25 protein-coding genes and 1 pseudogene are annotated in these 23704 nt (G+C 56.5%); 9 read left to right on the top strand and 17 right to left on the bottom strand.

Annotated elements, in window-relative coordinates; translation table 11 throughout:
- Positions 1-208 precede the first annotated feature (208 nt).
- From G9465_RS24465 to G9465_RS24420, 10 genes are all read right to left on the bottom strand, one after another.
- A complete protein-coding gene (locus tag G9465_RS24465; RefSeq protein ID WP_166975914.1) occupies positions 209-1258 on the bottom strand; it encodes a hypothetical protein in 1050 nt (349 codons plus the stop codon).
- Between the two features lie 121 nt (positions 1259-1379).
- Positions 1380-1613 carry a hypothetical protein gene (locus G9465_RS24460; RefSeq protein ID WP_166975911.1) on the bottom strand — a complete coding sequence of 78 codons (234 nt, stop codon included), beginning with the start codon at positions 1611-1613 and terminating at the stop codon, positions 1380-1382.
- Positions 1610-2734 (bottom strand): hypothetical protein, encoded by a 1125-nt coding sequence (locus G9465_RS24455; protein WP_166975908.1) that lies wholly within the window; start codon positions 2732-2734, stop codon positions 1610-1612. The genes G9465_RS24460 and G9465_RS24455 overlap by 4 nt, the downstream gene beginning before the upstream one ends.
- 2 nt (positions 2735-2736) lie before the next feature.
- On the bottom strand, positions 2737-3756 hold the full coding sequence (locus G9465_RS24450; RefSeq protein WP_166975905.1) for a hypothetical protein: 1020 nt from the start codon (positions 3754-3756) through the stop codon (positions 2737-2739).
- Positions 3743-3877, bottom strand: coding sequence for a twin-arginine translocase TatA/TatE family subunit (locus tag G9465_RS24445; RefSeq protein ID WP_166975901.1), 135 nt, complete (start codon positions 3875-3877; stop codon positions 3743-3745). The genes G9465_RS24450 and G9465_RS24445 overlap by 14 nt, the downstream gene beginning before the upstream one ends.
- Positions 3877-4590 (bottom strand): hypothetical protein, encoded by a 714-nt coding sequence (locus G9465_RS24440; RefSeq protein ID WP_166975898.1) that lies wholly within the window; start codon positions 4588-4590, stop codon positions 3877-3879. The genes G9465_RS24445 and G9465_RS24440 overlap by 1 nt, the downstream gene beginning before the upstream one ends.
- Positions 4587-6140 (bottom strand): S8 family serine peptidase, encoded by a 1554-nt coding sequence (locus G9465_RS24435; RefSeq protein ID WP_166975895.1) that lies wholly within the window; start codon positions 6138-6140, stop codon positions 4587-4589. Before G9465_RS24435 ends, G9465_RS24440 begins: the two co-directional genes overlap by 4 nt.
- A gap of 6 nt (positions 6141-6146) precedes the next feature.
- A complete protein-coding gene (locus G9465_RS24430) occupies positions 6147-9641 on the bottom strand; it encodes a YncE family protein (RefSeq protein ID WP_166975892.1) in 3495 nt (1164 codons plus the stop codon).
- Between the two features lie 12 nt (positions 9642-9653).
- Positions 9654-10304, bottom strand: coding sequence for a hypothetical protein (locus G9465_RS24425; RefSeq protein WP_166975889.1), 651 nt, complete (start codon positions 10302-10304; stop codon positions 9654-9656).
- Positions 10305-10492: 188 nt separating this feature from the next.
- Positions 10493-10693: a hypothetical protein gene (locus G9465_RS24420; RefSeq protein ID WP_166975886.1), complete on the bottom strand. Its 201-nt coding sequence runs from the start codon at positions 10691-10693 to the stop codon at positions 10493-10495.
- 219 nt (positions 10694-10912) lie between these two features.
- Between G9465_RS24420 and G9465_RS24415 the strand changes: the two genes are divergently transcribed.
- The 3 genes from G9465_RS24415 (at position 10913) to G9465_RS24405 (ending at position 12859) form a co-directional block, all read left to right on the top strand.
- Positions 10913-11389 (top strand): type IV pilin, encoded by a 477-nt coding sequence (locus tag G9465_RS24415; RefSeq protein WP_166975883.1) that lies wholly within the window; start codon positions 10913-10915, stop codon positions 11387-11389.
- A gap of 39 nt (positions 11390-11428) precedes the next feature.
- Complete coding sequence (locus G9465_RS24410) at positions 11429-12241, top strand: hypothetical protein (protein WP_166975880.1); 813 nt, start codon at positions 11429-11431, stop codon at positions 12239-12241.
- Positions 12242-12391: 150 nt separating this feature from the next.
- Complete coding sequence (locus tag G9465_RS24405; protein WP_166976259.1) at positions 12392-12859, top strand: type IV pilin; 468 nt, start codon at positions 12392-12394, stop codon at positions 12857-12859.
- Between the two features lie 21 nt (positions 12860-12880).
- Here G9465_RS24405 and G9465_RS24400 read toward each other — a convergent pair whose 3' ends face one another.
- The 3 genes from G9465_RS24400 to G9465_RS24390 form a co-directional block, all read right to left on the bottom strand.
- The gene (locus tag G9465_RS24400) at positions 12881-13273 is read right to left on the bottom strand and encodes a hypothetical protein (protein ID WP_166975877.1); all 393 of its coding nucleotides are present in this window, start codon (positions 13271-13273) and stop codon (positions 12881-12883) included.
- Between the two features lie 83 nt (positions 13274-13356).
- Positions 13357-13614 carry a hypothetical protein gene (locus tag G9465_RS24395; protein ID WP_227015894.1) on the bottom strand — a complete coding sequence of 86 codons (258 nt, stop codon included), beginning with the start codon at positions 13612-13614 and terminating at the stop codon, positions 13357-13359.
- Positions 13615-13755: 141 nt separating this feature from the next.
- Complete coding sequence (locus tag G9465_RS24390; RefSeq protein ID WP_166976253.1) at positions 13756-14157, bottom strand: hypothetical protein; 402 nt, start codon at positions 14155-14157, stop codon at positions 13756-13758.
- A gap of 128 nt (positions 14158-14285) precedes the next feature.
- Between G9465_RS24390 and G9465_RS24385 the strand changes: the two genes are divergently transcribed.
- From G9465_RS24385 to G9465_RS24375, 3 genes and pseudogenes are all read left to right on the top strand, one after another.
- Positions 14286-15206 (top strand): hypothetical protein, encoded by a 921-nt coding sequence (locus G9465_RS24385; RefSeq protein WP_166975874.1) that lies wholly within the window; start codon positions 14286-14288, stop codon positions 15204-15206.
- Positions 15207-15884: 678 nt separating this feature from the next.
- Positions 15885-16493, top strand: a complete 609-nt coding sequence (locus G9465_RS24380) for an HNH endonuclease (protein ID WP_166975871.1) — start codon at positions 15885-15887, stop codon at positions 16491-16493.
- 253 nt (positions 16494-16746) lie between these two features.
- Positions 16747-17001 (top strand): annotated as a pseudogene (locus tag G9465_RS24375) (hypothetical protein).
- A 23-nt stretch (positions 17002-17024) separates the two neighbouring features.
- Here the strand turns inward: G9465_RS24375 and G9465_RS24370 are convergent.
- Both G9465_RS24370 and G9465_RS24365 read right to left on the bottom strand, forming a co-directional pair.
- Positions 17025-18173, bottom strand: a complete 1149-nt coding sequence (locus tag G9465_RS24370) for a hypothetical protein (RefSeq protein WP_166975868.1) — start codon at positions 18171-18173, stop codon at positions 17025-17027.
- A 2-nt stretch (positions 18174-18175) separates the two neighbouring features.
- Positions 18176-19258: a hypothetical protein gene (locus tag G9465_RS24365; RefSeq protein WP_166975865.1), complete on the bottom strand. Its 1083-nt coding sequence runs from the start codon at positions 19256-19258 to the stop codon at positions 18176-18178.
- A gap of 108 nt (positions 19259-19366) precedes the next feature.
- Here G9465_RS24365 and G9465_RS24360 point away from each other — a divergent pair, with 108 nt between their 5' ends.
- The 3 genes from G9465_RS24360 to G9465_RS24350 all read left to right on the top strand — a co-directional run bounded on the left by G9465_RS24360 (position 19367) and on the right by G9465_RS24350 (position 22043).
- Positions 19367-20833, top strand: coding sequence for a pentapeptide repeat-containing protein (locus G9465_RS24360; RefSeq protein ID WP_166975862.1), 1467 nt, complete (start codon positions 19367-19369; stop codon positions 20831-20833).
- A 135-nt stretch (positions 20834-20968) separates the two neighbouring features.
- Positions 20969-21655, top strand: coding sequence for an AAA family ATPase (locus G9465_RS24355; RefSeq protein ID WP_227015892.1), 687 nt, complete (start codon positions 20969-20971; stop codon positions 21653-21655).
- Positions 21656-21878: 223 nt separating this feature from the next.
- Positions 21879-22043 (top strand): DUF1059 domain-containing protein, encoded by a 165-nt coding sequence (locus G9465_RS24350; RefSeq protein WP_166975858.1) that lies wholly within the window; start codon positions 21879-21881, stop codon positions 22041-22043.
- Positions 22044-22714: 671 nt separating this feature from the next.
- On the opposite strand, the gene G9465_RS24345 is transcribed toward G9465_RS24350, so the two are convergent.
- Both G9465_RS24345 and G9465_RS24340 read right to left on the bottom strand, forming a co-directional pair.
- Positions 22715-22945 carry a hypothetical protein gene (locus tag G9465_RS24345; RefSeq protein ID WP_166975855.1) on the bottom strand — a complete coding sequence of 77 codons (231 nt, stop codon included), beginning with the start codon at positions 22943-22945 and terminating at the stop codon, positions 22715-22717.
- Positions 22946-23229: 284 nt separating this feature from the next.
- Complete coding sequence (locus G9465_RS24340; RefSeq protein WP_166975852.1) at positions 23230-23433, bottom strand: dodecin family protein; 204 nt, start codon at positions 23431-23433, stop codon at positions 23230-23232.
- Positions 23434-23704: the final 271 nt, after the last annotated feature.

The raw sequence follows: 23704 nt of genomic DNA, 5'->3' as shown, positions 1-23704 counted from the left end.
TACGGCGGGCCAAACTATGACAGGGGATGTATCTGAAACGAGGCAGTGAGATGGACCGTCTGCCGCCGACGACCGCGGGCTGGGGGTGCCGTCCCGCGGTCTGGCAGCGGCTGGCCCCTTGGCGGGGCCACGCGTCGCTCGTGGAGTCGAACCACGACGAAGACCGTCGCGACGAAAAATGGCGAGGTGGAAAGAGGTGCGGCGGACCTCAGGCTTCGGACTCGAACGGACTCCCGGCGGGGTCGACGGCGCCAGCTGCGGTCGTCGCGGCCGTCGCCTGGGACGCGCCGTAGTCCAGCATCATCGACCGCGTCTTGAAGAACCCGGAGGCGTCGTTGCCGACCGCTTCGACGTCGACGCTCGTGGTGCCGCTATCCCACGTCTCGTTGGCGTTCTCGACCGTGACGGTCTCGCCGTCCTCGGAGACCGTCGCGTAGGCGTCGGTGTCGGTGTCGAGCCAGTTCGGCGCGTCGCTGCTCCCGACGAGCAGCGGCACCATCTGGCCGTTGACCAGCACGTAGCCGTCCGTCGTCAGGTCGTTGTCCGTCGACGCCGCCTCGGCGAACGAGTCGACCGCCGACGTGTTGTCGACGTCCATCGTGATGGTCGAGGTCGTGTCCGTGACGTTGACGGAGTCGTTGACCTGTGCCGCGCCGACATCCGATCCGGCGAACGGGATGCTGGCAACGCTCAGACCGAAGATGGTCTTGTTGCCTTCGACCTGTCGCTCGTTAGCACCGAACTCGGCGCGAGCAGTGCCGTCGGTCGGGTCGACGGTGTACCTGATGGTGGTGTTGGCTTCGTCGCTCTCGGACTCGTTGAACGTGACCACCGCTTCGACGGTCACGTTCTCGCCGTCGCCGTACTCGAGTTCGTTGCCCCACGTCGGGTTATCGATGCTGTAGTTGTAGTGGTTCGACGACCCGGACAGCGACGTTTCCGTCCAGTTGTCCGTCGTCTGGTAAATGGTCTCGCCGTTCTGTGGCGAGCCAGTGTCGTTGACGACGAATGCGAGTGTGAATGCCGTCTCGGGGTTGGCCAAGCTCGTCGTGTTCGCGAGGCCGTCGCCGTCGACTTCGATGTTCTGGGTGATACTACTGTTGTGCGGCTCCGTGATGACCGAACTGTTCGTCAGGTCGGACGTCGACGACGTCTCGGACGTCTCCGTGTCGACTGTCAGCGCGAGTGCGCCGCCAGTCACCGACAGGACGAGCAAGGCCGCCATCGCGGTTGCTGCCGCTCGTGATTTCGTGCTCATGGTGAGAATGGTGGGTTGGTAGTTGTCGATCTATGCTCGGTGTGTGGTCCAGACGGCGGTGGGACCACTGGGGGCGGCGGGCCGCGAGGCGGGGGGATGCCTCCGGATTGATAGCGAGCGGTCACGGCGTCCCCTCCTCGATGTCGTGGAACGCGCCGTTGGCGAGGATGCGAAGCGCTCGCTCTGTGTTGCCGGCCTTGTACGCATCCACAGCCTCGTTTTGCATCACGGTGTAGACCTCGTCCGGCGCGTCGCCAGTCCAGCCACCGGAGTAGTACCGGCCGTCGGCGACGAGCGCACCGGTGTGGTCGTAGATGTCCAGACTGCCGTTCGAGGGGCTGAAGTACCACGTCATAGTTCGAGTCCGATGTTCATTTGGGGTGCAGTGAGTGTGGAGCTGTTACTTCCGGGGTCGGTGCGAATCTCGGCCCGGATGCCAATACGTCGGCTGTCGGAGGTCGGCCGGTAGTTGGTCGGTCCTATCGCTCGCCAGCCCGACGACGTGATGCCAGTCCGGTCTAATATCGTCTCGCTATCGTCGGCATTGTAGAGTCGTATGTCGACGGTTTCGCCGGACCCGACGCCGACGTAAACAGCCCAGTAGACGCTCGTCGTCGCGTTCGCCGGTCCTAACAGGTCCCACGTCGGCTGGGGCTCGAACTGGTTGACGCTCGACGTGTAAGTGGTGCTGGTGGTGCTGAACGAGCGTTGGCCCTGTGGGTGGAACTGCGCGAGCGAGATGCGTGCTCCGTTGGAGGCGAGTTCCGAACCCTCGACAGCGAGTTTGCTGGCGTCGGCAGTATTGAAATAGCCCGGGTTGCGGTTCGTGCTCGTCCCGATCTGGACGCCCTCTATCGGCCCCGACAGACTCACCGTCAGCGTGTCGTTGGCGTCGTCGTAGTTCCACGCCAGATTGCCAGAGGAGGCGAGTAGGCCGGCGACGGCGTCCTCGACCTGTTCCTCGTTGAGCGCGCTAGTGTCGACGAGGAGTTGGTCGTTCGCATCGTCGTAGGTCAGCGAGATGTTGCCCTGCCCAGCCAGCAGCGACGCCACCCAGTCCTCGATGGCCTCCTGCTCGACGGCGATACTGGCGGTGCCGTCGCCGTCGTCGACCGCCGACAGCGCCGTCGTGTAGTCCACGTCCGACGGTGAGTCAACGACGACGGTGCCGTCGTCGGAGACAGACGCCCCACCGGAGGAGACGTTCGCGACGGTCTGCCACGCACTGCCGTCGTACCGTTGTATCTCGTCGATGTCGTAGACGACCGCGATGCTGTCGGTACTCGGGTCGGTCGGAAGGTTGGCCTCTGTATCCACACGGAAGTCCGTGAGGTCGTCGATGGCCGGCTGTGCAACCTCGTCGCCGAACTGGAACGTGTCATCGGGCAGGTTGAACTTGCCCAGCAGGTCTGTGGCCTCGCCGGAGAGGAACACGTCCTTCTCAAGGTCGTAGGGGCCGATTTTGCGCTCTGCCATGGTTAGTACTGTTGTGCGATGTCGTTTTTCGTCTCGCCGATACTGCCGGTGTAAATCTCGAAAGTCGCCGCCGTGCCCGGGGGCGGTTCCGGGCCGACCTGATAGACGAGCGTCCCAGCGTCGACGTAGTAGTAGCCCTCGGGCTTGTCGCGAGCCTCAGTCCGATGCGGAACGGCCTCGCCACCCACATCGAGCGTCGTCGCCGACGGCCCCGAGCGGAGCGTGGCCGCGACCAGCAGCGGATGGTCTGAGAGTGTGAGTTGTGTGCCCGCCGACGCTTCCGCTGGCGACGTCGAGAGGTCGAACTCGTAGCTCAGCGTTTTCTTCCCGATGGACTCCTTGACGCCCGCGAGAATGCTGTCCGCCGACGTGGCGATTTCGACCTCGCGGAACGTGTTTTTCGGGTCCGGTGGGAGGTCCGCCGACCCACTGCTCCCGCCCTGCGTTTCGGCGTAGTCCATCCCGCCGATGAGCACGTAGTAGAGGCCGTCCGTCGGCAGGTAGCCCGGCCCGAGGTCGCGGATGCGGAACCGGCAGCCCTCGGGATTGCGGAGGTCGAACCGGGCGATGGAGACGGTGTCTGATTGGGCGCTGGCCTGTGCGGCGAGGCCGCCACCGAGTATCGCGAGGCCGCCAGCGGCTTTGGCGAACTCCCGGCGGGTGATACCCTCGTGCTCGTCGTCTTCCTTGGCCCGAGTTCGCGAGAGACCGACGGCCGCCAGCGCGCTCGTGAAGAACCCACCGTCGTCGCCGTCGTCGCCGTCCTCACCGTCTCCGTCGTCGCTCCCCCAACCGTCGAAAAAGCCGCCCTCGGAGGCGCCGTAGGAGAGGTCGCGGACGACGGTCGTGGAGTTGTGGTACGGCGACACTTCGACCGGGCCAGTGGCGAAGCCGTGTGTAGTGAGGCCGACGGCCTCCGGGGCTTGTGTACGGCCGTCGAAGACGACGGTGCCGGCCTCGGGCGTATCGTACCCGAACGTGCCCGACAGTGCGAGTGCGGGGTCGGTGTCAGTTTGTGTCATCGTCTCTGTCCTCCAGTTCTGTGACCGCTTTTCCGAGGTTGCGCCCGAGGTTCGGGAGCCGTTTGTAGCCGAACAGCAACAGGAACAGGCCGAGGACGATGACGCCTTCTGTCGGTCCCATCAGTCACTCACCCGGAGTTGGCCCTCGGTGTCGAATCCGGCAGTCCGGAGTGCTTGCACCAGCAGCGCGTCTTTGGAGAAGCCGCCGGCGCCGGTCTGCCACCAGTGGTCCCAGTTCTGCATCCGCCACGGCACCGTCGACGAACCGACGCGGACGTCCTCTTCGAGATCGTTGTCCAGCCATCGCGGGTAGTGCTCAGTAAGGTCCTTGATATCGGGAAAGAACCCATCCTCGGCCGGCTGTGCGGCCCGATGCTGGTGGTGCGGGTCCACGACGGCGAGGTGGGCATGGGTCTCCTCGTACAGCGGAGCGTTTGCGGCCGTGACTTCGCCCTTCATCCAGTGATACACCGATGCACGCACACGCGTGACCGCGCCCGTCTCGCTGTCGATTTCGATTTGTACAGGCTCCGTGTCGCCAAAGTGCGAATCCGGGCCTATCCAACCCTCTTGATTGCTGTAGCGGTTCCAGTACACGGCGACGTCGGTGTCGTAGTCCGCCGAGGTGGCGTACCACCCGAACGTCCCGGTGTGCTTCTCGCGGGCTTCGGTCGACATGACGAGTCGCGGGCGATAGGTGTCGAGCGCCGCCTCGTCGAACGTCAGCGAGATGTTCTCTCCCGGTTCGTCCATGTGCGACGCCGCAGCAGTGCCGGACGTAGCGCCGAACGTCAGCGCCGCGAGCACGGCCTTAGCGAACTCCCGCCGCTTCATCCGGACACCAGCCCCCAGCCCGGGATGGCCTGCCCGGTCTCGCTGACGCCGGTCCAGAACTCGCTTCGGGCCTCGGCCTCCTCGGTCATCGCATCGGCCTGCTCGCCGGTCGTCTCGTTATCGACGAGTCGGTCAGCCGCAAACAGCCCGCCGCCGACCTCGGCCTGTGCGGCCTGTGGCATCGGCCGGGCGCTGTCGGTCACGGTCGCGTCGAAGGCCGCCGCATCGCCAGCCCACGACGGATTGGTCGAGAGTGCGGCGGTCGCACTACCAGCGACGACGGGTGCCGCCATGCTGGTGCCGCTCTTCGTCGAGTTGACGACCGACCCCGAACTGGTCGGGACCTTCGCGACGACGTTCATTCCCGGCGCGGCGACCGAGATGTCTTCGCCGGCCGTCTTCCCGCCCGAGAGGTCACTCGTTCCGGGGTCCGGGCCGATCTGACTGAAGTACGCCGACCCGGCGGTCGCGTTCGCAGTAGTGTTCGTCGCCGCGACCGTCGTCACGCCGTCGACCGGGGCGTCGGCCGGCGAGGCGACCCAGCGAACCGTCTGGCGGGAGTTCCCGGCAGCGATAGCGATAGCCGAGACGTTGTTCTTGACGGCGTACTCCAGCGCGCTCGTCAGTTCTTCGTCGTAGACCGGCGACCCCAGCGACATGACGATGGTGTCGGCGCCGTTATCGGCCGCGTAGCGCACCGCCGTCGCGATATCTGATGTACTGCCCTGTCCCTCCGAGTCGAGCGTTCGCAGCGCGAGGATATCTGCATCGGGCGCCATGCCGTCGAATCGGCTATCGGAGTGGTTCGCTGCGGCCATCGCAGCGACCCACGTCCCGTGATTCGTCCCCGAGTCTTCGACGGCGTCGAGGCCGTCGGCTTTGACCGTCTCGTTCGAGATGAAGTCTTTCGAGGCGTTCAGAATGCGCGTCTGAGATCCAGACGTGCCGTTCCCGAACACGCGGCCGTTGGCCGTGTTGACGCCACTGTCGATGACGGCGATGGTCTGGCCGCCCCCCGTTGCGGAGACGTTGTCGGCGCCGGTTACGTCGCGCACGTCGGCCAGCGTCGAGCGGTTGGCGTCCTCGGCGTAGGCGATGCCCGACGGCGACCACTCGCTACCCGGCGAGGAGGTGCCAGCGAACACACGCGTCGTGCGGCTCGGGGCTTCGATGGCGCTCTGGTTCTCCAGCCGGACCGGGTCGGCGTAGTTGTGCTGGTAGGACGGGTGGAGTGCCGTCACGTACGAGCGCTCGGAGAGTGTCGCGCCGAGGAGCCGGTCAAGTGTGCCGGCCCCGACGGCCGAGGCTGGCGCCCGGATGGTCGCCGTGTTACTCGCGTTGTGGGTGTGGAGGACGCGCCGGTCGTCGCTGCTGTTGGCCCACGATTCCAGCGTGTCGAGACTGCCCGCTTCGACGTGGACGACCCACTCGGGCGTGCCGTCGATGCCGCCAGTCACCTGCGTGTCACTGGCCGCGGCGGGCACCGACAGCATGGCGACGACGACGAGTAGCGATGCGACTCCGGCCGTGATGGATTGTGTGCGTAGCATGGAGAATCACCCGAGGAGTGGGGCGGCCTGTGGCGGTTGGACGGTGAACGGCAGCGCCGGGAGGTTCGGCAAGTCGCCGATCCGCACCTGCACCCAGTACGTCGCTCGCTGGACTGGGCCGGGATTGCTGACCGTCCGGACGCCGACACGGCCGTTGTCGCCGGTGTAGGTTTTGACCGTCGCGTTCGTGTCCCGCTTGATAGTGAGGCCCTTCGCGGTCTCGCTCGTCGGCAGCGGATCACTCTCGTCGCCGGCCTCGCGGTAGACCAGTGTCGAGTCGGCCATCGACTCGGTGTGGAGCTGGACGCGAACGTTCTTGTTGACGGCTTTCTCGCTGTCGCCGCGGACGACGGCGATGTTGGTGGTCGCATCGGGCGCTCTGGAAACGCCGTGCGTGTAGACGTGGACCGTGCCGGGCACGTCATCCTTCTTGTCCGGAAGCTGGCCGAGGACGTTGATGGTACCGCCGCCGTTCTGGACCTCCACGCGGCCACTCTCGAACGCTTCGCCAGTCACGGCATAGGTCCCGACCGGTGACTGTTGCATCCGGATACCGGAGGGAAGATTTCGTGACGTGCCGTCGGCTTCGAGACGGATGGCGGTCACGAACTGGTCGCCGCCGCCGTTCGTGTACGTCACGCGTGCGTGATGGACGCCCTCACCGTTCGTCGTGAAGCGAGCGGTGTCGTCGTCAACGAGCGTCGTGTTGAGTTTCGTTCCTTCTGCGTCGTAGACCGTGACGTTCTGGACGCTGCCGAACTGTGCGGCCTCCTTCGGCCGGACGTTCAGCGTCACGGACTCGTCGGGTCCGGGGTTCAGCGTCGAGACATCGATGGCGTCCAGCCGCGGGATGTCGCCGCTGAAGGCCGGGTTGGTGACGCGGTCCGTCGCTTCAGATTTCCCCTCGCTGGTGACGACGCGCCACTGGATGCTCGTGGCAGCGGTGTCGCCGACCGGGTAGTCCTCGATGCGGACCGTGTCGCCGCCGGTCAGCGACGAGTCGATGGTGACGTACTCGCTATCCGGCGAGAGCACGTCCGTCGACCCGTTCGCGTAGCGGATGAACAGTTGCACGTTCTCCGGCGAGAGGTCGGCGTCGAACTGCCGGGACGCCGACAGTGTCTCGTTCGAGATTTTCTGCGTGCCCTCAGTGCTCTCGATGCTGGACTCCAGTTCTTGCAGTGCCCGTTCGGTCGCCTCCAGTCGCGTGATGAGTTCCTCGTTCGTCGCGTTCGACGGGTCGATGTTGATGTTGACGTTCGCCGGGTCCTGCCCGGTCTCGTCGGCGACGTACTCTTTGGCCTGCTGTTCGGCTTCGGCGTTTTCCAGCAGGACGTCGATCTGACTGCGGTAGTAGTCTTTGACCTTCTCGTTGTCGAGGGTGCGCAGCCGGGCGATGACGGCCGACGCCGCTTCAGCGTACGTGTGGTTGTCGAGGTAGTTATCAAGCCAGTTTTTCGCCTCTTCCACGCGCGAGAGTGAGGCGTACGGCGGCGCCGAGACCTCGCGGACTTCGACGGTCGTGTTGTTCGCATCGGCGTCGACGAACTTCGGTCGCGTCGAGACGTAGACCGAGCCGTTGTAGCCAGTGTCGTTGAAGTACACGCGCACGTCCTCTTCCGTGAGGTTCTGCGGGTCCGTGGAGATGCCATTGGGCGCTTTGTAGGCGATGAGCCCAACGCGTTCCGTGTTCGCGCCCGGTGAGACGGTGAACGAGCCGTTCTCGTCGGTGACGCCCGTCGTACCAACGAGTTTGCTGTCAGTCTGGAGGTCGTCGATGTACTGCGAGCGATTGCTCAGTGCGCCTATCCTAGTCTTGAGGTTTTGTCGCCACGCGCCCGTGATGTCTTCGTAGTCGCCGACAAGATACGTAATGGGCGGCCCGTTTTCGGGGTCGATGACGTAGAAGCCCGGCTGCGGGTTTATTCGGATGCCGTGATACTCCGTGCCATACACGCCCGTGCCGATTACCTCCGTCTCAGCCTGATAGGTGTCGACGATCGAGTCGTCCGGGCCGAGGTGGTGGACAGTGACGTTCCCGGCGACGACCTGTCCATGGAGTTTGGAGTTGACAGGCCCTAATTCGACCAGTTCTTCTTTCGACGGGTCCCACAGCGAGACGATTAATTCCTCACCGGCAGGCTGTTGGATTGTCGGACCCCGTAGTACAGGGACGTCGAGGAACCGGTCGCCGAGTCCGGACCCTATGTTCCACTCGTTTGCGGTGTGGACGAGTGGGACTTTGCCATCGGCGTTCTGGAGGGCTCCCGTGGCACCGGTCAGCTGTCGGTCGCCGTTGTAGCGGTCCGGTTCGACTTCTCGGAGCCGATCTTCGAGGTCGTTGATTTTGTTGTCGACTTCTTGCTGGGTGCCCGTGAAGGCCGAGCGGTTGACCTCGATGACGCGGTAGGTCGCGTTCGGGACCGGGTTGCCGTCGTCCTGCGTTTCGACGGTGGCAGAGAGGTCGGCATTTGAGCTACCAGACCCGGGGGTTTCGTCAAGGATTGCCATCGACTGTGGGCCTTCGCTTGCGCCGATAGACCAGCGATCGGACCAGTCGGCGTTTTTGCTTGCCATCCCCGGCGTGTTCACACCGCCGTAGAACACGTCGGCGCCATCCCGCGTTACTTCAATACCCTTCGACGTGAAGCCGGCGGCAACGCTATTCGCTGCCGTTCCGTTTGCATCATACAGTTGGACAAAATTGCCGTTATAGACGCCAGCGTACACGTATTCGCTATTCGCATCAACCTCTATCGCCCTTGGATAGTCAGCGAAACTGTGCGACCAGTCGGCGACTCCAGTGGACGTCGAGAGTTTGTACACGGAGCTTCCAGCGTTCGATGAGACGTACCAGTACTCCTCGTTCGGGCCGAGTTGCGCGCCGTACGAGCCGCCAGTCCCCATGTCGTTCTTCCATATGTTGGTGCCGTTGTCGAGATACCACGCAGCAGCGAGTGAGTCCTGTCCGAACGTGTAGACGATTTCGCCCGCAGAGTCCACGGCGATGTAGTCTATCGTCTCAGAGTTGTTGATGGAGTACGAGGTGGCGTTTGTACCATTCGATTTGTGAATTGCTTCAACCGCCCCGCCAGTAGAGACATACAACAGCCCGTCATCTGGTCCTTGTGAGATGTCATTGGGATCAATGCCGTTTGACCAATCCTGCGAGCCGTTACTGGCATGCAGTCGTTTGAGCGAAGAGGCGTCAGAATACAGGTACTCTCCATTTCTGCCGAGTTCGAGGGATGCAACAATATTGTTCCCGTGTTGCGTGACCGACCAGTCTTTCGTCCCGTTCGACTGGAAGACCCGGACGATTTCACCGCTGTTGCCACCGTAATAGACGTATGTCCCGGTGTCGACGTTGTCAGCGGCGCGTGCCGTACCGGCGTGGTCGCCGACGCCGCCGGGGAGTTCGGTGACGAACACGGCCGGCGCGGCGATGACGAGCAGCGCAGCGAACGCTATCGCTCGTCGGCTATCACGTGAAAAGTGCATGAATGGAATGCCTCAGTCCCGTTCCTCGTCGCGCACGTACTCGACGAGCTTCGTCAGCGAGCCGTGACTGTTCTGCGTCGGGTCGTGCCAGATTTGCTTTGCGTACTCAACGTACTCGTCGATCTTCGTCAGCGTCAGCCCGCCGCCGTCGCTACGGGAGTACCGCTCCATGAGGTACATGCCGACCGCTTGATAGTACGTGTCCTCGTCAATCTCCGGCAGCGCCGTCGTCGTCGTCTCGCCCCAGTTGATGTAACCAGTCTCGGGATTGTACCGGCGCTGGTGGCGCTCTTGTCGGTAGTTGATGGGGTTGCCAGACGTTTCGTGGCTTTTCGGGACGTAGATGCTCGGGTCGGTCAGCTCGACCTGTTTCTGCTCGGTGTGGAGGGCACCGAGGTCGGAGTTGACGCCGAGCGGTTCGCCGTCCAGCCACGCGAAGTGGGGACGGAGGCCCCGGTTCGGTGTCTCGTTGAGTGTTGCCCAGCAAAGCGGGCGCGTGAATTTGAGGAGTTGTTGGAACGCGATATGCTCGGCCGGGCTCGTGCCCGTGACCTCGTCGTGGTCCTCGTCGGACTCGTCTCCGTCGTCGCCGAGGTCGCCCCACCAATTCTCGCGCGCGCCGAGCGCAGGGCTGTCGCTGGCTGTAGATTCTGTCTGACTCATGAGTGAAAGAGTTGCGCCGCTGTTCGGGACCGGGCCGACCTGTTCCCAACCTCACCGCACAGCGGCCCGGGCGGAGAGGTGGTGTATCCGGCGGAAACCGGGTCAGTGTCGGCTGGCGCAGTTATACTAAGTGACAGCGTGCGCCCTAGTAAAAGTATCGACAGTTAGCGAGTGTCAGTAATTCTCAGCTATTCTTGCTCAGTCTCGCTTGGTCTCGTTCCAGTAGCACGCATCTCTTCGAGTTCTTCGAGGCGTTCGAGTCGGTCGGCCATTGCCCGAATCAAGTTTGAGTCGCCGGCTTCAGCAGAGGCGGGGAACTTATCAGCCAACTCCTCGTACAGGCTTTTGGGGATAGTGCCCTGTAGCCGAACGGTCTCATCATCATCCATATCCGTTCGGTTTTTGCGGTGGCGAAATAAGAATAGGGGAGTTGCAACTGTTGGTGGAGGGGCTTTCTCACATTTTGTAACCGGAGCATTGTTTTTACGTACCTACAGTTACTCAATTAGGTACACTGCCGAAAACGAGTGGGGCACGCCCACCCGGTGCAACTGGGAGTTGTCCGTGTGACAACTTGTGTGTTTCCCTCGTTTCGGCGGGTAACACCAATGAAACTGCAAGAACTACTCAACGACGACGACGCCGTGTCGCCGGTCATCGGCGTGATACTCATGGTTGCGATAACCGTGATACTGGCTGCTGTGATTGCGACCTTCGTGCTTGGCCTCGGCGACAGTGTCAGTAACACGGCGCCACAAGCCAGCTTCTCGTTCGACTACGAGGACGAATCGTCAGACACGTTGACGATTACGCACGACGGCGGCGACACGATTGACAGCGGGACGCTGTCAGCTACACAAAGCGGCGCAACTGCGTCCGGCACTCCCGACCAAAAATATGACGGATTATTCAGTGGCGCCTCGAATAGTGAGGTGAGTGCTGGAACGTCCGACACCATCGACTCCGCCGCTCTCAACGCTGGGGGTAGCCTTGACCTCAGTGGTGCAACAGTCCGGGTCGTCTTCAACTCCGAGGCTGGCGACACGTCTGCCACGCTCGGCGAGTGGTCCGGTCCAGACGCCTAACCACTGCGTTTTTAGCGGTTTTCACCATATGCAATTCTGATGGTCGACCCAACAGACCGCGAACCACTCATCAGGGCGTTCGCCGAGACATACGACGCAGCGAGTGAGTTGTCCTCGTGGGAGTTGGTCGAGCAGTACCGGCGGGTGCAAGCCTACACCGCCGACCATCCGCGAAAGGGATCGGCCGCCGTCGCCTCTGCGCTCGATCTTCCGCGCAGCCGGATTCGTGCATGGGTCGACAGTGACGGACGGCCCGACGTCGTCCGTGGTATCCACACGGCCGACGCAAACGGCTGGTTCGACGTCGAGTGGGAGACGACGTTCGGCAGGCATCTGACAGTGCTTGTTGCGTGGATATTCAGCGGCGGCAGCATCAACGACGCGTATCGGCCCGCGTTCGCAGTCACACCACGCACACAGGGATTCGTCGAGGTCGCGCTCGAAACGATGGGCACCGGGTCGACAGTCTACCGGAACGACGCAGAGAACCGTGCCACAGAGCTGGTGCCAGCGGCCGATGCGAGCGTATTAGGTCGGTTGTTGGTGGCGCTCGGAGCCCCGCTCGGGCCGAAGACACGAGAGCGGGCACTCAGTCTACCCGGCTTTCTCACCGTGGCACCGGAACCAATCCGACTCGTGTTTGCACGGACATACGTTGTAAACAGAGCGACGGCGAGAGACGAGCGTCCGACGACGCCGCTCCAGTTAGCCGAGGAACGCCGGCCCGCATATCGAGCCGAAGTTCGTGCGTTGTTCGAGTCGCTCGTCGACGGCGGTGCCGTTCGCGGTGACGCCGAATCGTACCGATTGACCGAATCAGCCGCGAATCATCTTCACAAACCGCCTCTGTGAGTTTCACGGGCGATTATCTGAATCTGATACTGGTGGACATGCGGTTCAGGTGGCTCCTGAAACCGCTACAAGGCCGGCTTGAACGCCAGTTTGGTACCAAACAGTAACCACCCTTTATTACAAAATACGATAGCCTATGAGTCGTATATGATGGACCTAAAAGAATTGTTCCGAGACGACGACGCCGTCTCGCCTGTCATAGGCGTAATACTCATGGTCGCGATAACCGTCATCCTCGCGGCGGTCATCGCGAGCTTCGTGCTCGGGTTGGGTGACACGGCATCACAAAGCACTCCGCAAGCAAGTTTCAGTTTCGATTACCAAGAGGGTAGTCCGAATTCACTAGACATTATCCACGACGGTGGTGACACAATCAAAGCATCGGAGATATACATTCGTGGCACCATTAACGAAGGATCGAGTACGAGTGTCGACGTTGCGTGGGGTGATTTCTCAGGAGCCAATACTGAGGTCTCGGCTGGAGCTTCGGTGACCATTGACGGCACTAACGCAGTGGGTACCGCACCCGACGGTGGGTACGATGTCCGCGTTGTCTACGAAGCCGCTGAGGGCGACAACTCCGCAACGCTTGCGCAAGATTCCGGCCCCGACGCGTAATCGTCATTCCGTTTTCGTTTTTTACAGCAGTTGGTAGATGACGGTAGCGTTCGAGACCGTCAAGACGAGGCCCCGGCCAGCATACAGCGACAGAAACGCGGCCCGGTAGACGTGCGGCCGATGGTCGACGAGCCGAGCCAGCGCCGTGATGGCGAGCCAGCCGGCGACGATGAGGGCGAACGCCGCCGCCTTGTGGCCGACGAGTGCAATGGAGCCATACTCGTGCAGCAGGCCCCACACCAACTGGTTGGACTCGTAGCCACCGAGTTGTTCTGAGACATATGTCGTCGCGACATCGCCGACGCCATACAGTAGGACCGTGGCGACCGCGACCCACCGCTCGACCGTCGGCGCCGCACGTTCGATGCGCTCGGTCGGGACGGCGTCGAGGACACTACCTGTGCGGGCGGACATACGCATCTGGATGGTAACCAGCTAGAAAAGCGTCCCGACAGTTTCAGCCATCGTGTGCTAACCAACAAGCCCGCCCGTGTTGGTTAGACCGCCGCCACCACGACCTCGAACGGCCCCTGTCGCGGCCGGGGCCACAGCGTCAGCCCGGCGACCGCGAGTTCCCGACAGACGGCAGGCGGTACGCCCTCGCTGTCGAGTACGGCTTCGAGCGTCCACGTGTCGTGGGGGCTCTCGGCGGGCGCGACGACGTCGACGGCTTCGACATTCTGTCGACGAAGCGAATCATGGCGAGTCAGCTGGATACCGGTGTCGAACGCCGCTACCTCAGTCTCGACCGGCACGACGACGTGACACTCGATACCGTGACCGATGCCGTCGGGGAGATTCGCGGTGTCGCTGAGGAGCAGCAGCGGGTCGGCGACCTCACGGCTGGGAGTGCAGGGCTTGCGACGACACCCGTGTTCGCCGGCATCGTGGCTGATTCAGTCGCGGACGGCGACGACGACCAGGCCGAACGCGACGGTCCCGGCGACGGCGTCACCGATACCGAGGATGTTCAGGCCGGTCAGCAGGACGGTGAGAAGCGTTCCCCCGGCGAGGTACGTCTCGACCGTGGCCGAGCCCTTCGCGATAGCCACGAGGTCCGTCTCGACTTCGTAGCTCTTGCTCTTCGTCTCGTTGACGCGGTTGGTCGCGTAGGCGGCGACGAGCGCGCCGATGGAGATGAGGAACGCGAACGTGATGTCCGTACCCTGGACGGTGACGACGGCGGCGCTCAGGTCGTAGCCGAGGACGCTGATGGAAGCGATACTGTTGGTGACGAGTGCGCTGGCCGTGAACAGCACACCGGCCAGTGCGTCCTCGACGTCGATTTTCCCGAACATAGTGCGAGTGGCCGTGTATGCGGCCATGCCCGTCGGTCTCGGGTAGTCCGGTAAAAGTCAGGTCGTGACGACCACCAGACAGTGTATCGGCGGAATGCTTATTTCATATGATATACAGTATTGGAACAATGGAACTACGACAATTCATCTATCTGGATGATCTTGCGATACAGACGCTATTGGCATCTTATAATATTGCTGCTCCTGAGTCTGTAAGGGAATCCAGGGAATCGATTTCCGAGGGGTCAGGGGGGCTGGATTTCAAAGCGGGGATGAACTTACCCTCTATTGCAGAACTCAAACTTGGAGCAAATGCTTCAGGCTCGAAAACTGCGAAAGAGATTTTTGAGGCTGAAAAGCGGATTAACGATCAATATCTCTTCAGTATTCTCCATGACGCTCTAGAAGACTCTGGTGAGATTGTCGATTTAACTGAATCAGACGGTGATATCTCGTTTTCGAATGGAGACATGGTAAAAATTCGAGGCGAGGCTAAGACAGACCCGATTTATCGGTTCTTGAGTGAGCTTTCGATTGTAAGCGATCTCGATGTAGTTGATGCTGAAGAAAATAATTTGGACGAAATAGACGGATTCAGGGAACTAATGTATGCGGATCAGGTTGGCCTGAGCTTAGAAGTTGATGACACGATCTCCTCATTCGGGATGAGTCTAAATAGAGAGAATCTTTGGGTCGATGAGAATCGAGAGTTCCTTGGTCGGCGAGAATACGTAGTTGTTGGGCGTATTCGTGAGACATTTGGCCGGGATACGAAATGGGACTTTGCCGACATACTGAGATTGGCAGATACAATTACTACGGATGAGACAATGGAGGAAATTCGCCAGTTAGCCTCCGCCTTTGTGGAATCAATTGGTGATCTTTCACAAGAATATGAGCGTCCCGATATGGATGAAGTTTCTCTTGAGGAACTCTCTGAGGAAGACTATGAGAAAGAAGAGTCCATGTTCGAGTTAGATATTGGAGATAACGAAATCGCACTTGAGGGACCGGGTCATGTCGTTCACCCAGTTGCTATTTACTGGTAATCAACTCAAGTTCTTCTCTGTGAGTTAGTTCACCGCCGTCTAGTCACCGGAGAGAACAATATCACAACAACCTGTGCCTCAGATCCCCTAGGGTCGCAGATCGATAAAAACGAAACTCGAATATTGCACACACAGGCGAGGTGTGGTGTGTGCAGAATTAACCAATCGGGCCCGTTGGGGAGCTCTGATTTGTGATGGTCTAACCGATTTTGTTCGAAATCCAGCTGATATTGCTGTTTGAGTTCGACGAAAAAACTAGATGTGGGGAGGGACGTGTGCAATTTTATGCGACTCAGAATGACACCACAGGGAACGGATGCTTAATGCGCTGACTGATGCAACTGGTGAGAACACAAAGAGCAAAGCAATTGATCGCTCGGTCAATCACTACTGCCAATGTGCCGGTGCTAATGCTGCTCATCCCACTGGGACTTATGAAGTACTGATCCACGGGCTGTTGAGAAGGAAAGTCTGACTCCAGGCGAAGTCGCGGAAATACTCAATACGGAGGATCTCCCGGTTATTTTCCACCGTGAGTATTCTATTGGTGATGAATAGGAGATCTCTTCTTTTATCTGATTTTTGTCGCAATCGATAGGATACCTTCCTCAGGAAGTAACGGCTGTTGATGCCATTCTGCTGGTGAACTTTACAATGAATCGCCACTAATGTGCGCTAATGCCAACACCTCAAGAGTACCACTCACGCGAGGACTGCTATTTTTGCGGCGAACAAGGTGCGTTGGATTCCCACCATATCGTTCCAAAGCGACATGGGGGAACTGATAAGAATGAGAATTTAGTCACCGTGTGCCCCACTTGTCACCGGAAATTAGAAACGCTGTACGACAAGGAATTCTACGAAAGTATCGGAATAAAAGAACTAGATGATGCGGATATTAATGAGAAGGCAATCGATTTCAAGCTCAGGACACCAGTTGAAGCAATTCCTGGCATCAGTTTCACTCGTAGTGATGAATTGAGTAGAGCAAATATTTTCACGGTGAGAGAGTTGGCAAATGCTGACTCAGAGGTCGTCTCTGAGAAGACGAATCTATCTGAGGGTCAGGTTTCTGAGTGGTCTAAGGATGCACAGCAGTGGCGTGGTCAGTCGATAGAAGTTGTGAGTGGCATCTCTGATAAGCGTGCTCAAGAGCTCAGCAAAGTAGGTCTCAATACTGTGAGGGATTTAGCAAGGGCTGACCCAGAAGAAGTTGCTGAACAAACCAATTTTTCAAAAAACCAGATTGAGAATTGGGTTAGGGGCGCACATATAGAGATGTACTAGATCCGTCACTGATCCTTCGAGAGAATGAACACAGATCTATCTCAAAGGTGGGTTAGAGCCAGATGTAACGCCAATCCTCGATGTATGGACCTGTGGGCTGTGGGCCGTGGGCCGAGGTGCAGAGAATCGGGCCGGTCGGGTCGGTGGTTTGGCGTGATCACGCTGACGGCCTGACCCCCCTTTATCAAGGACCACCCAGTCGCTCACTCCGAACGACGCGGATCGACCCCCCGTGCATACACCAGTTTAAGCCATGACCCGACGTACCAGTCTCAAGATCACCGACGAACGACAGCGACTACTCGATAGGGCCAGTGCGATTGTGGCGAGTGATCAGCACGACGACCCGCCGATGTCCGACGTATTGGATGCGGCGCTCACCCATCTGGTTGAGAGTGAGGAGAACATCCAGAACGCGCGGTGAGATGGACCCGAGACGATTCAGCGGTTCAATACGAGCGTGCTCGGGTTGCGGTATCGGACGAGTGTGGAGAATCGGTGGAGGTGAAATTCAACTCGCAATAGTGGGTATCAATCACCAAAAGTTGCGAGATCAGACTGTATACCGTTTTCTTCTTCATATTCTTGAATTGCTACCTCCATCGATTCAACTTCTAAGAGGAATTCAATTGACTTCTCATCATAATCTTCAGAAACATCATCATAGATGCTTTTTGGATTCCTCTTTCGAGATTTGAATCGATATGATGTGCTTTCATCATTTATCTGGTCATTTGAAGGAGAAATTTTAGCAATCAAGTCGAAATGTTTCCAGAGGGTAATCATTCTCTTCACCAATTGCATTGCTTTGTTGGTGGAGTCAGGACCATGAAGTGTATTGTCAAAGTAATTCCGAAGTTCTGCTCTGGAGAAATGTGTGTTTGGAATATCAGATTCTCTTCGATTACTGGCTAATTTGGTTACAGTGTGTTCCAGTAGCAGGCTGTGATGAGTGTCATAGAAGAAACTCGGGAGAATGTGTGGAGAATCCATGATTTCTACCCCCTCATTTAGTATTTGACCAAGATCGCCGTTATGGCACCGATTTTCGCTATCGGTTGTCGGGAAATCGGTGAAAATGTCTATTTTCTCACCTTCCGTTCCGACGATTCGCCAGACATAGAACTCTTCAGAGTCGGTAACTGAACTCTCATAGTCTTCTATCGCGGTTGCTGTATCTAGAGCCCTTGAACGATCAATTGCGATAGCTGTCTGAATACGATCATTATGGAAATCAAGATCTATATCCCTTGAAAGAGTGCTGCCATTGCTTCTGATCCCTTCAATCATTTCTATAGCTTCATTGATTCCAGTACTCGGCCGCTGTCGCAAGGGTAGTATTACAATTAGAATAATTGACCCATCTGTTTGGTTCCCTATCAGAACATCAGCAGAATTGACATCTAATGTTCTAAGCGGATACAGTGATTTGAATTCCCAATTAGTCTGCCGCTCAACAAGTCCATTTCGCAAGAAACCAGCCATGATCGTCGTTCGGATTTTCTTTTTATGTTGTGACTCATCCCTCCGATTATTGTACCGAGTTTCCGCCGATTCACGTGCATCATCATCTTCCTTTAATTCTTCAAGCTTATCCTTCTTAACACTCAGATAGTGATCATTTGAGACATCACTCTGAAAGTATTCAAGAACTTCTAACTCGTCATCAACTGTAGTCATAGTTATTGGATAGGGTAATTGATTGATTCGGCTTTGGCACGTTCATCAACTGCCGATTGGACCGTTTCGAAGAAACGGAAGAACGTTCCAATATCCCGATTTTCTCTTGGGAACACCCGTATTCCACTGCTATCAGCCCTAACATTGAAGAACAGGTTATTCTCTTGATCATATATTTTACTGGAAAAATACACCGACCCTCTTTCTGCGTGAGAATCAATCAAAGCATACTCATTTCCACGTAGGCTTTCTTGCAAAGGCCCAATATCATCGTACTCAAGTGGTGCCTCTAATCCAATTTTTGCTGGAGTTGATTGCGAAACTACATCGCCCTCTGTGATTTCGACATCATCGATGCGGGTACTATCATAGGCTTCTTTAATATCGAGACATTGATTTATGCATTCATCAACATATTCGAACATGAGTCGGAGCGAGCCAGATTTTAATTTGAAAACCCCCTCTTTATCCATTCTAAAGGTCAACTCTCCTGGAATCGATATCTCTAATATATGTGGGAGAACCCCATATTTTTCTTCAACTTCACGTAGTGTTCTCAACCCATCATCTCCATAATAATTGATGGTGCGTTCTTTGTCGGGTCGTTCTTCAGCTGGAATGTCTGTCCCTCGTGTCCTTTTTGCGATAAATTCGGTCACCTTTGCGGAATCATTCTCTTCCGCGATTTCTTCAGTCACTGCCTTCAGAACATTAGGACTAATATATAGGTAATGCAACCCTTTTATTTTGCGCAGAAGTGGAATGAGTGCGCCGTTAATTTCCTCAGTTTTCCTCTGGTCAGTATAGAAAAAGAATAACTGCTCATCAGAGTCAAAATGCAGGTACGCCTCTGCCCGTCGATTTTGAGAGTACTGATTCTCGATCTTTTTTATCGCGCCATACTCTTCTTCAAATTCCCACCCACGATCTTCAAGGCACTCTTCAAATTTAGACTGATTAAGTTCAGTTACCCCTGAGATGATGTAGAGGTCTTCATTCGAGAGGTCAGTATATTCAGACGACAAATATCGGTTGAACTCATGACCGTCTTCGAATTCCTCAGAGGTGATCTCGAAGACTTCCATTATTGGTTTCTGTTGCAGAGAACTCATAAGTTATGGGGAAACGGTGTAACTGATTGAGAGATGTCTATCGGTCAATATAAGTGATGAGGATATAAATCGAAGTCAACTATGAATGCGTCCGGCGGAATATGTGGATTTCTAGAAGATGAAGAAAATTTGCCTGATGGTATTCGGTCCCAGCCCTGTCAAGAACCTACATGGGATGAAAGAGATCACTGTCTGTGGCACGCCAAAGTAGATAATAAACCGGTTGACCAGCTTGCAAACGCATGGCCGGACGCGCCAAACAGGATTGATGGGATTTATTTGGATAATACGGAACTAGGTGATAGAATCGGTTTTAATGACAGAACACTATATGCGGGTTCATTTTGTGACGCGGACCTTTCGGAGGCTGACTTTCGTAACGCAACTCTAGACAAGTCAGATTTTACGGAGGCAAAGCTCCGATCTGCCAGGTTTAACACTAATGAGACAAGCCTCAGAGCGGTTTGTTTTAACGAGGCTACAATCATCGGTGCACGGTTTCAACAATCAATACTACATAAATCAGACTTCACCAAAGCAAACGGCAGCTCGGCTAGGTTTCAATATGCAGATGCTGCTGAGGCAATATTCAATAGCTCAAATCTCAATGATTCTTCTTTCATACACACGAATCTTCGAAGTGCTGATTTAGAGGGTGCAAGCCTGTCAAAAGCAGATTTCGGGAATGCAAATCTTGAGAAGGCATCGCTAAATGAGGCGGATCTCCGAAGTACATCGCTGGTGGATACTGATCTTTATGAAGTTGATTTCAGAGACGCAGATGTGGACCACAGGACTGATTTCGGTACCCAGATCTGTCGAGAATTTTCTGCCGATCGAACTGCAGAATCAACGAGGGTCAAACAGTGGACGCAGCTTCCGGATGAGGCCTGTTCCAACAGCAGCCCAGATATAGACAGCGATTCAGACTATCCTGAAGACTACCACTCCGAGAAGGAACAATACCTGAATTCGTTGAAACGCCATCAATTGCTAATTTCGAGTCTTACGCGTCTAAAAAACCGGTTCCGTGTACCGAAGCAGGATGACGATCAGCGTGAAATGCTATCTGAAGCCGAACAAATCTATCGGGATATTAAACAACTATTCCGAGAAAATCCGGTACCTGAGCAACGTCGTCATTTCAATATTAGAGAGAAAGAAATCAAAAGAAAAAGAGCATATTTGAAATCCAGCCCTTCCTGGCTAAGATGGGTCAGCCTTCGATGGACGATGATGTATGGAGAAAGTGTCAAGCAAGTTTTCGTTGCATCGATCGGAGTTATTTTCTTTTCTGCTATGCTGTACCCTATCTGGGGACTCGGATTTGAGTCTGGACCAACAGTCAAATATAGTATTCCCGGTACATTGAATCCAGACTGGATTTTGACGTTCATCTTTTATAGCCTACGTAGACTGATCGGCCCCACGAACGGTAATATAAATCCTGTCGGAGTGAGCGAGTGGATCGCCCTTGCCGAGAGTACAGTTGGTGCACTGCTAATTGCTATGCTAGTTTTTGTGCTTGGACGTAAAGCGACTTCTTGACAACTCACGGAACTCACTGGCGGATATCCTCGGTGAAAGCTTAGACCAGTTTCTTTATCTAATCCCATACTTTATTATTATATAATTGTATTTTTGAATCGTGAAGGACCTCTTGGGGGAGTCACCTTCTCGGAAGTGTCGCACCAGTTTATATTCCTACTTGATGTCACTCTCACCCAGTATATCGCGGAATCTGTTGTCTTCGACGACGAACACCTTCCACGTCGTCTCCTCCATCGCGAAGCCGCCGTCGACCACCTGTCCCGTGCGTGGGAACCGTCACTCGGCGGCGAGCAGGCCCATAACGTACTGATTCACGGCCCGCCGGACGTCGGAAAGACGGCACTCACGAGACACTCCCTCCAGAAGCTCACTGGTCATGCCGACGTACAGACTGCCCACGTGCGCTGTCTCGGAAAGACGTCGGCGGACGTCGTCCACTCAGTCCTCCACGACCTCCCCGACGGTGATCCATCGATGAACGTCCCCCGCGAGGACCTCTGCATCAAGCTACAGGAGCGCGTCGACGGCCCGGCGATCGTCGTCCTTGACGAGGCCGACGCCTCCCGCCACGAACGCACTGGACCGGCTGGTAGATGTCGAGAATTTGTTCGTCGTCGTCATCTGCCACAATCCCGTGAGTGGCTGTCCCGACTCGACGGGCGGCTTCGACGGCGACTGTCGTTCGCGGAGTTCGGACTAGAGCGCTACGGCGTCGACGAACTGGACTACTCGCGGCTAGAAGGCGCGGAGATGTACCTCATCGAGTTGGTGACGCTGTTCGTTCTGGAGTCAGATAGGGCTTATCGAAGCAATCCATAGTTTTGCGCGAGTCATCTCCGGTAGCTAGCAGATTCGGCGTTCGAGATGCACAGCGCGGATCTTGCATGGCCAGCCGGGGTGGTTTGGGCCGTCACTACTCCCGGATAGCTATCCTTGAGGTCGGCCACTCTCAACGTGGCCAAACTTAACTGGGGCGCTTACCCTGCCAATTGGTAACAATGCATTTAGGATTTCTCCGAAAACAGACAAGTGGTGGAAGCCAATGGTCAAAGAAGCCAACTGCGGGGAGCATCGAGAAGACTGCGAGTTCGTGATTCGGGACGAAAACGAAGAGGAAATCATCGATTTCGTTCAACAGCACGCCGAGCGGGCGCATGGTGAGACCGTCTCGCAAGAGGACGTGCGGGGTATGCTGAAAGAGGTTTGAGTACCCCTCTTTATTTCGGTGACACTCGGCCAGGTCTGCTGTGAGTCACACACAGCTACCGAACTTCTGAACACCTGATAGATACAGAATAAGGACTTAGCACGTGGGTGCTGTAGTTTTCATATGGAATTGCGTCCCGTTCTGTGTCCTCAATGTGGTGCGTCCAATAGCTATGGGGCCCGATATACGACAGGAGGGGGGTGAAGAGTATCCTACTACATTTGCGAGAGCTGTGGCAGGAAATATGATCCCTATCTTGATTCAGAACGAGAGTGAACTGGCATCATATAGTTGACGGCCGCAGTTGGGTCCACGAGTATCGCGGATCTCCCTCATATCTCGTACTGTGATACAGCCTTTCTGATTTTCTTCGCCTTCCTGACAAGTGGTGCTAACACGACGGGAATTGTTGGCCCTGTTCGGTATTCCAGTTTCGTACCCAATTGGCCTTCAGAAACCTCGTAATCTGAGAGGTAGGCGAGTGTAGTGCCAGTTGTGGATGCGATCGTAATGCGCCCGGATTCACGCGTTGTTCGAATACGATCGAGACGGTTTCTGATGTGGTTGCAGGCTGTTTCTTTGTCGATTGACAGATAAATCGTTCTCGAAGTTAGCATTACTGGAATGTCCTCCACATTCTATCAATGTTCAGCATGACAACTCAATTGTAATCACCCACATACATCAGCAAGTGAATAACTGTTTTCAGAAAGTGCCGTACACACATACTCAGTATATTCGGTGGGGATCTCTTCGCGAGGTCGGACCTCTCCAGCGTCCGGTTCAATCAGCGTAAACTCAACAGTCTCAGTAGCCACATCCCCGTATTCATCGGTCCCAATGAGTTCGACGATCAGCTCATTACCGAATTGATAGACTGTGGTGTTTGTCACCTCTTTCATCGGATGTCTCCTATGATGTGTAGTTGTGATTTCGTTCCAGAGTGTGTTAACTGTTCCCGGGATGGATACCGGGGTTTGCTCAGCAGGCACGTACGCTGACCAGTTGATTCAGTGGAGAGTCGCTGTAAGAAATGCTGTGTTTGTGCTACATACACCCTCTCTATTGAGCGATCTGGGTACACTGATCACATACCAGAGCGACCGAATGAACTGTAAGAACGCCCCTGCGTATCTCCCGATTTCTTGAGCGAGATTTTAAAAAGTAGTCGTGACCGTTCTTGGCATCACTCTTCGACTTCGAAACCAATTTTCACTTTTGTCTTGAATTGAGGTTCCTCCGGTGAGTCGAGTTGAATGGATTGATCTTGGACCACGGCCCATTGGATATTCTCGACGGTCGTTTCAGTACGATTGACGGCGTTCAATGCGGCATCTTCCCATGAATCAGCGCTCGTTGCTGTAACGGTGACTTCTTTGTGGACTGTCATTCCACCAAGAACTACGACCCAGACTGTGTTAACTATTACCGTAGAGGTGTCTGATCGTACGCTGCATGGTATGTAGAGTTGTGAAGCGGATTCGACATATATGTTCTCTGTACTGACCGTTGCAGATCACCGTAACGACGGTATGCGTACTGTTCAATCGCCCCCTCGGAGAAAGCTATAATACCAATACCCGAGATGACTACATGTTCCAAGCATTTGCGGGGAGTGATTGTCACTTCCCTGTCGCCTTCTTTTCAGAGAGTTCTCTTTG

This window comes from Haloarcula sp. JP-L23 (genome assembly GCF_011602445.1).
Classification (GTDB): domain Archaea; phylum Halobacteriota; class Halobacteria; order Halobacteriales; family Haloarculaceae; genus Haloarcula; species Haloarcula pellucida.
Note: the sequence above shows the minus strand (reverse complement) of the source record. Positions and strands in the feature narration are given on the sequence as shown.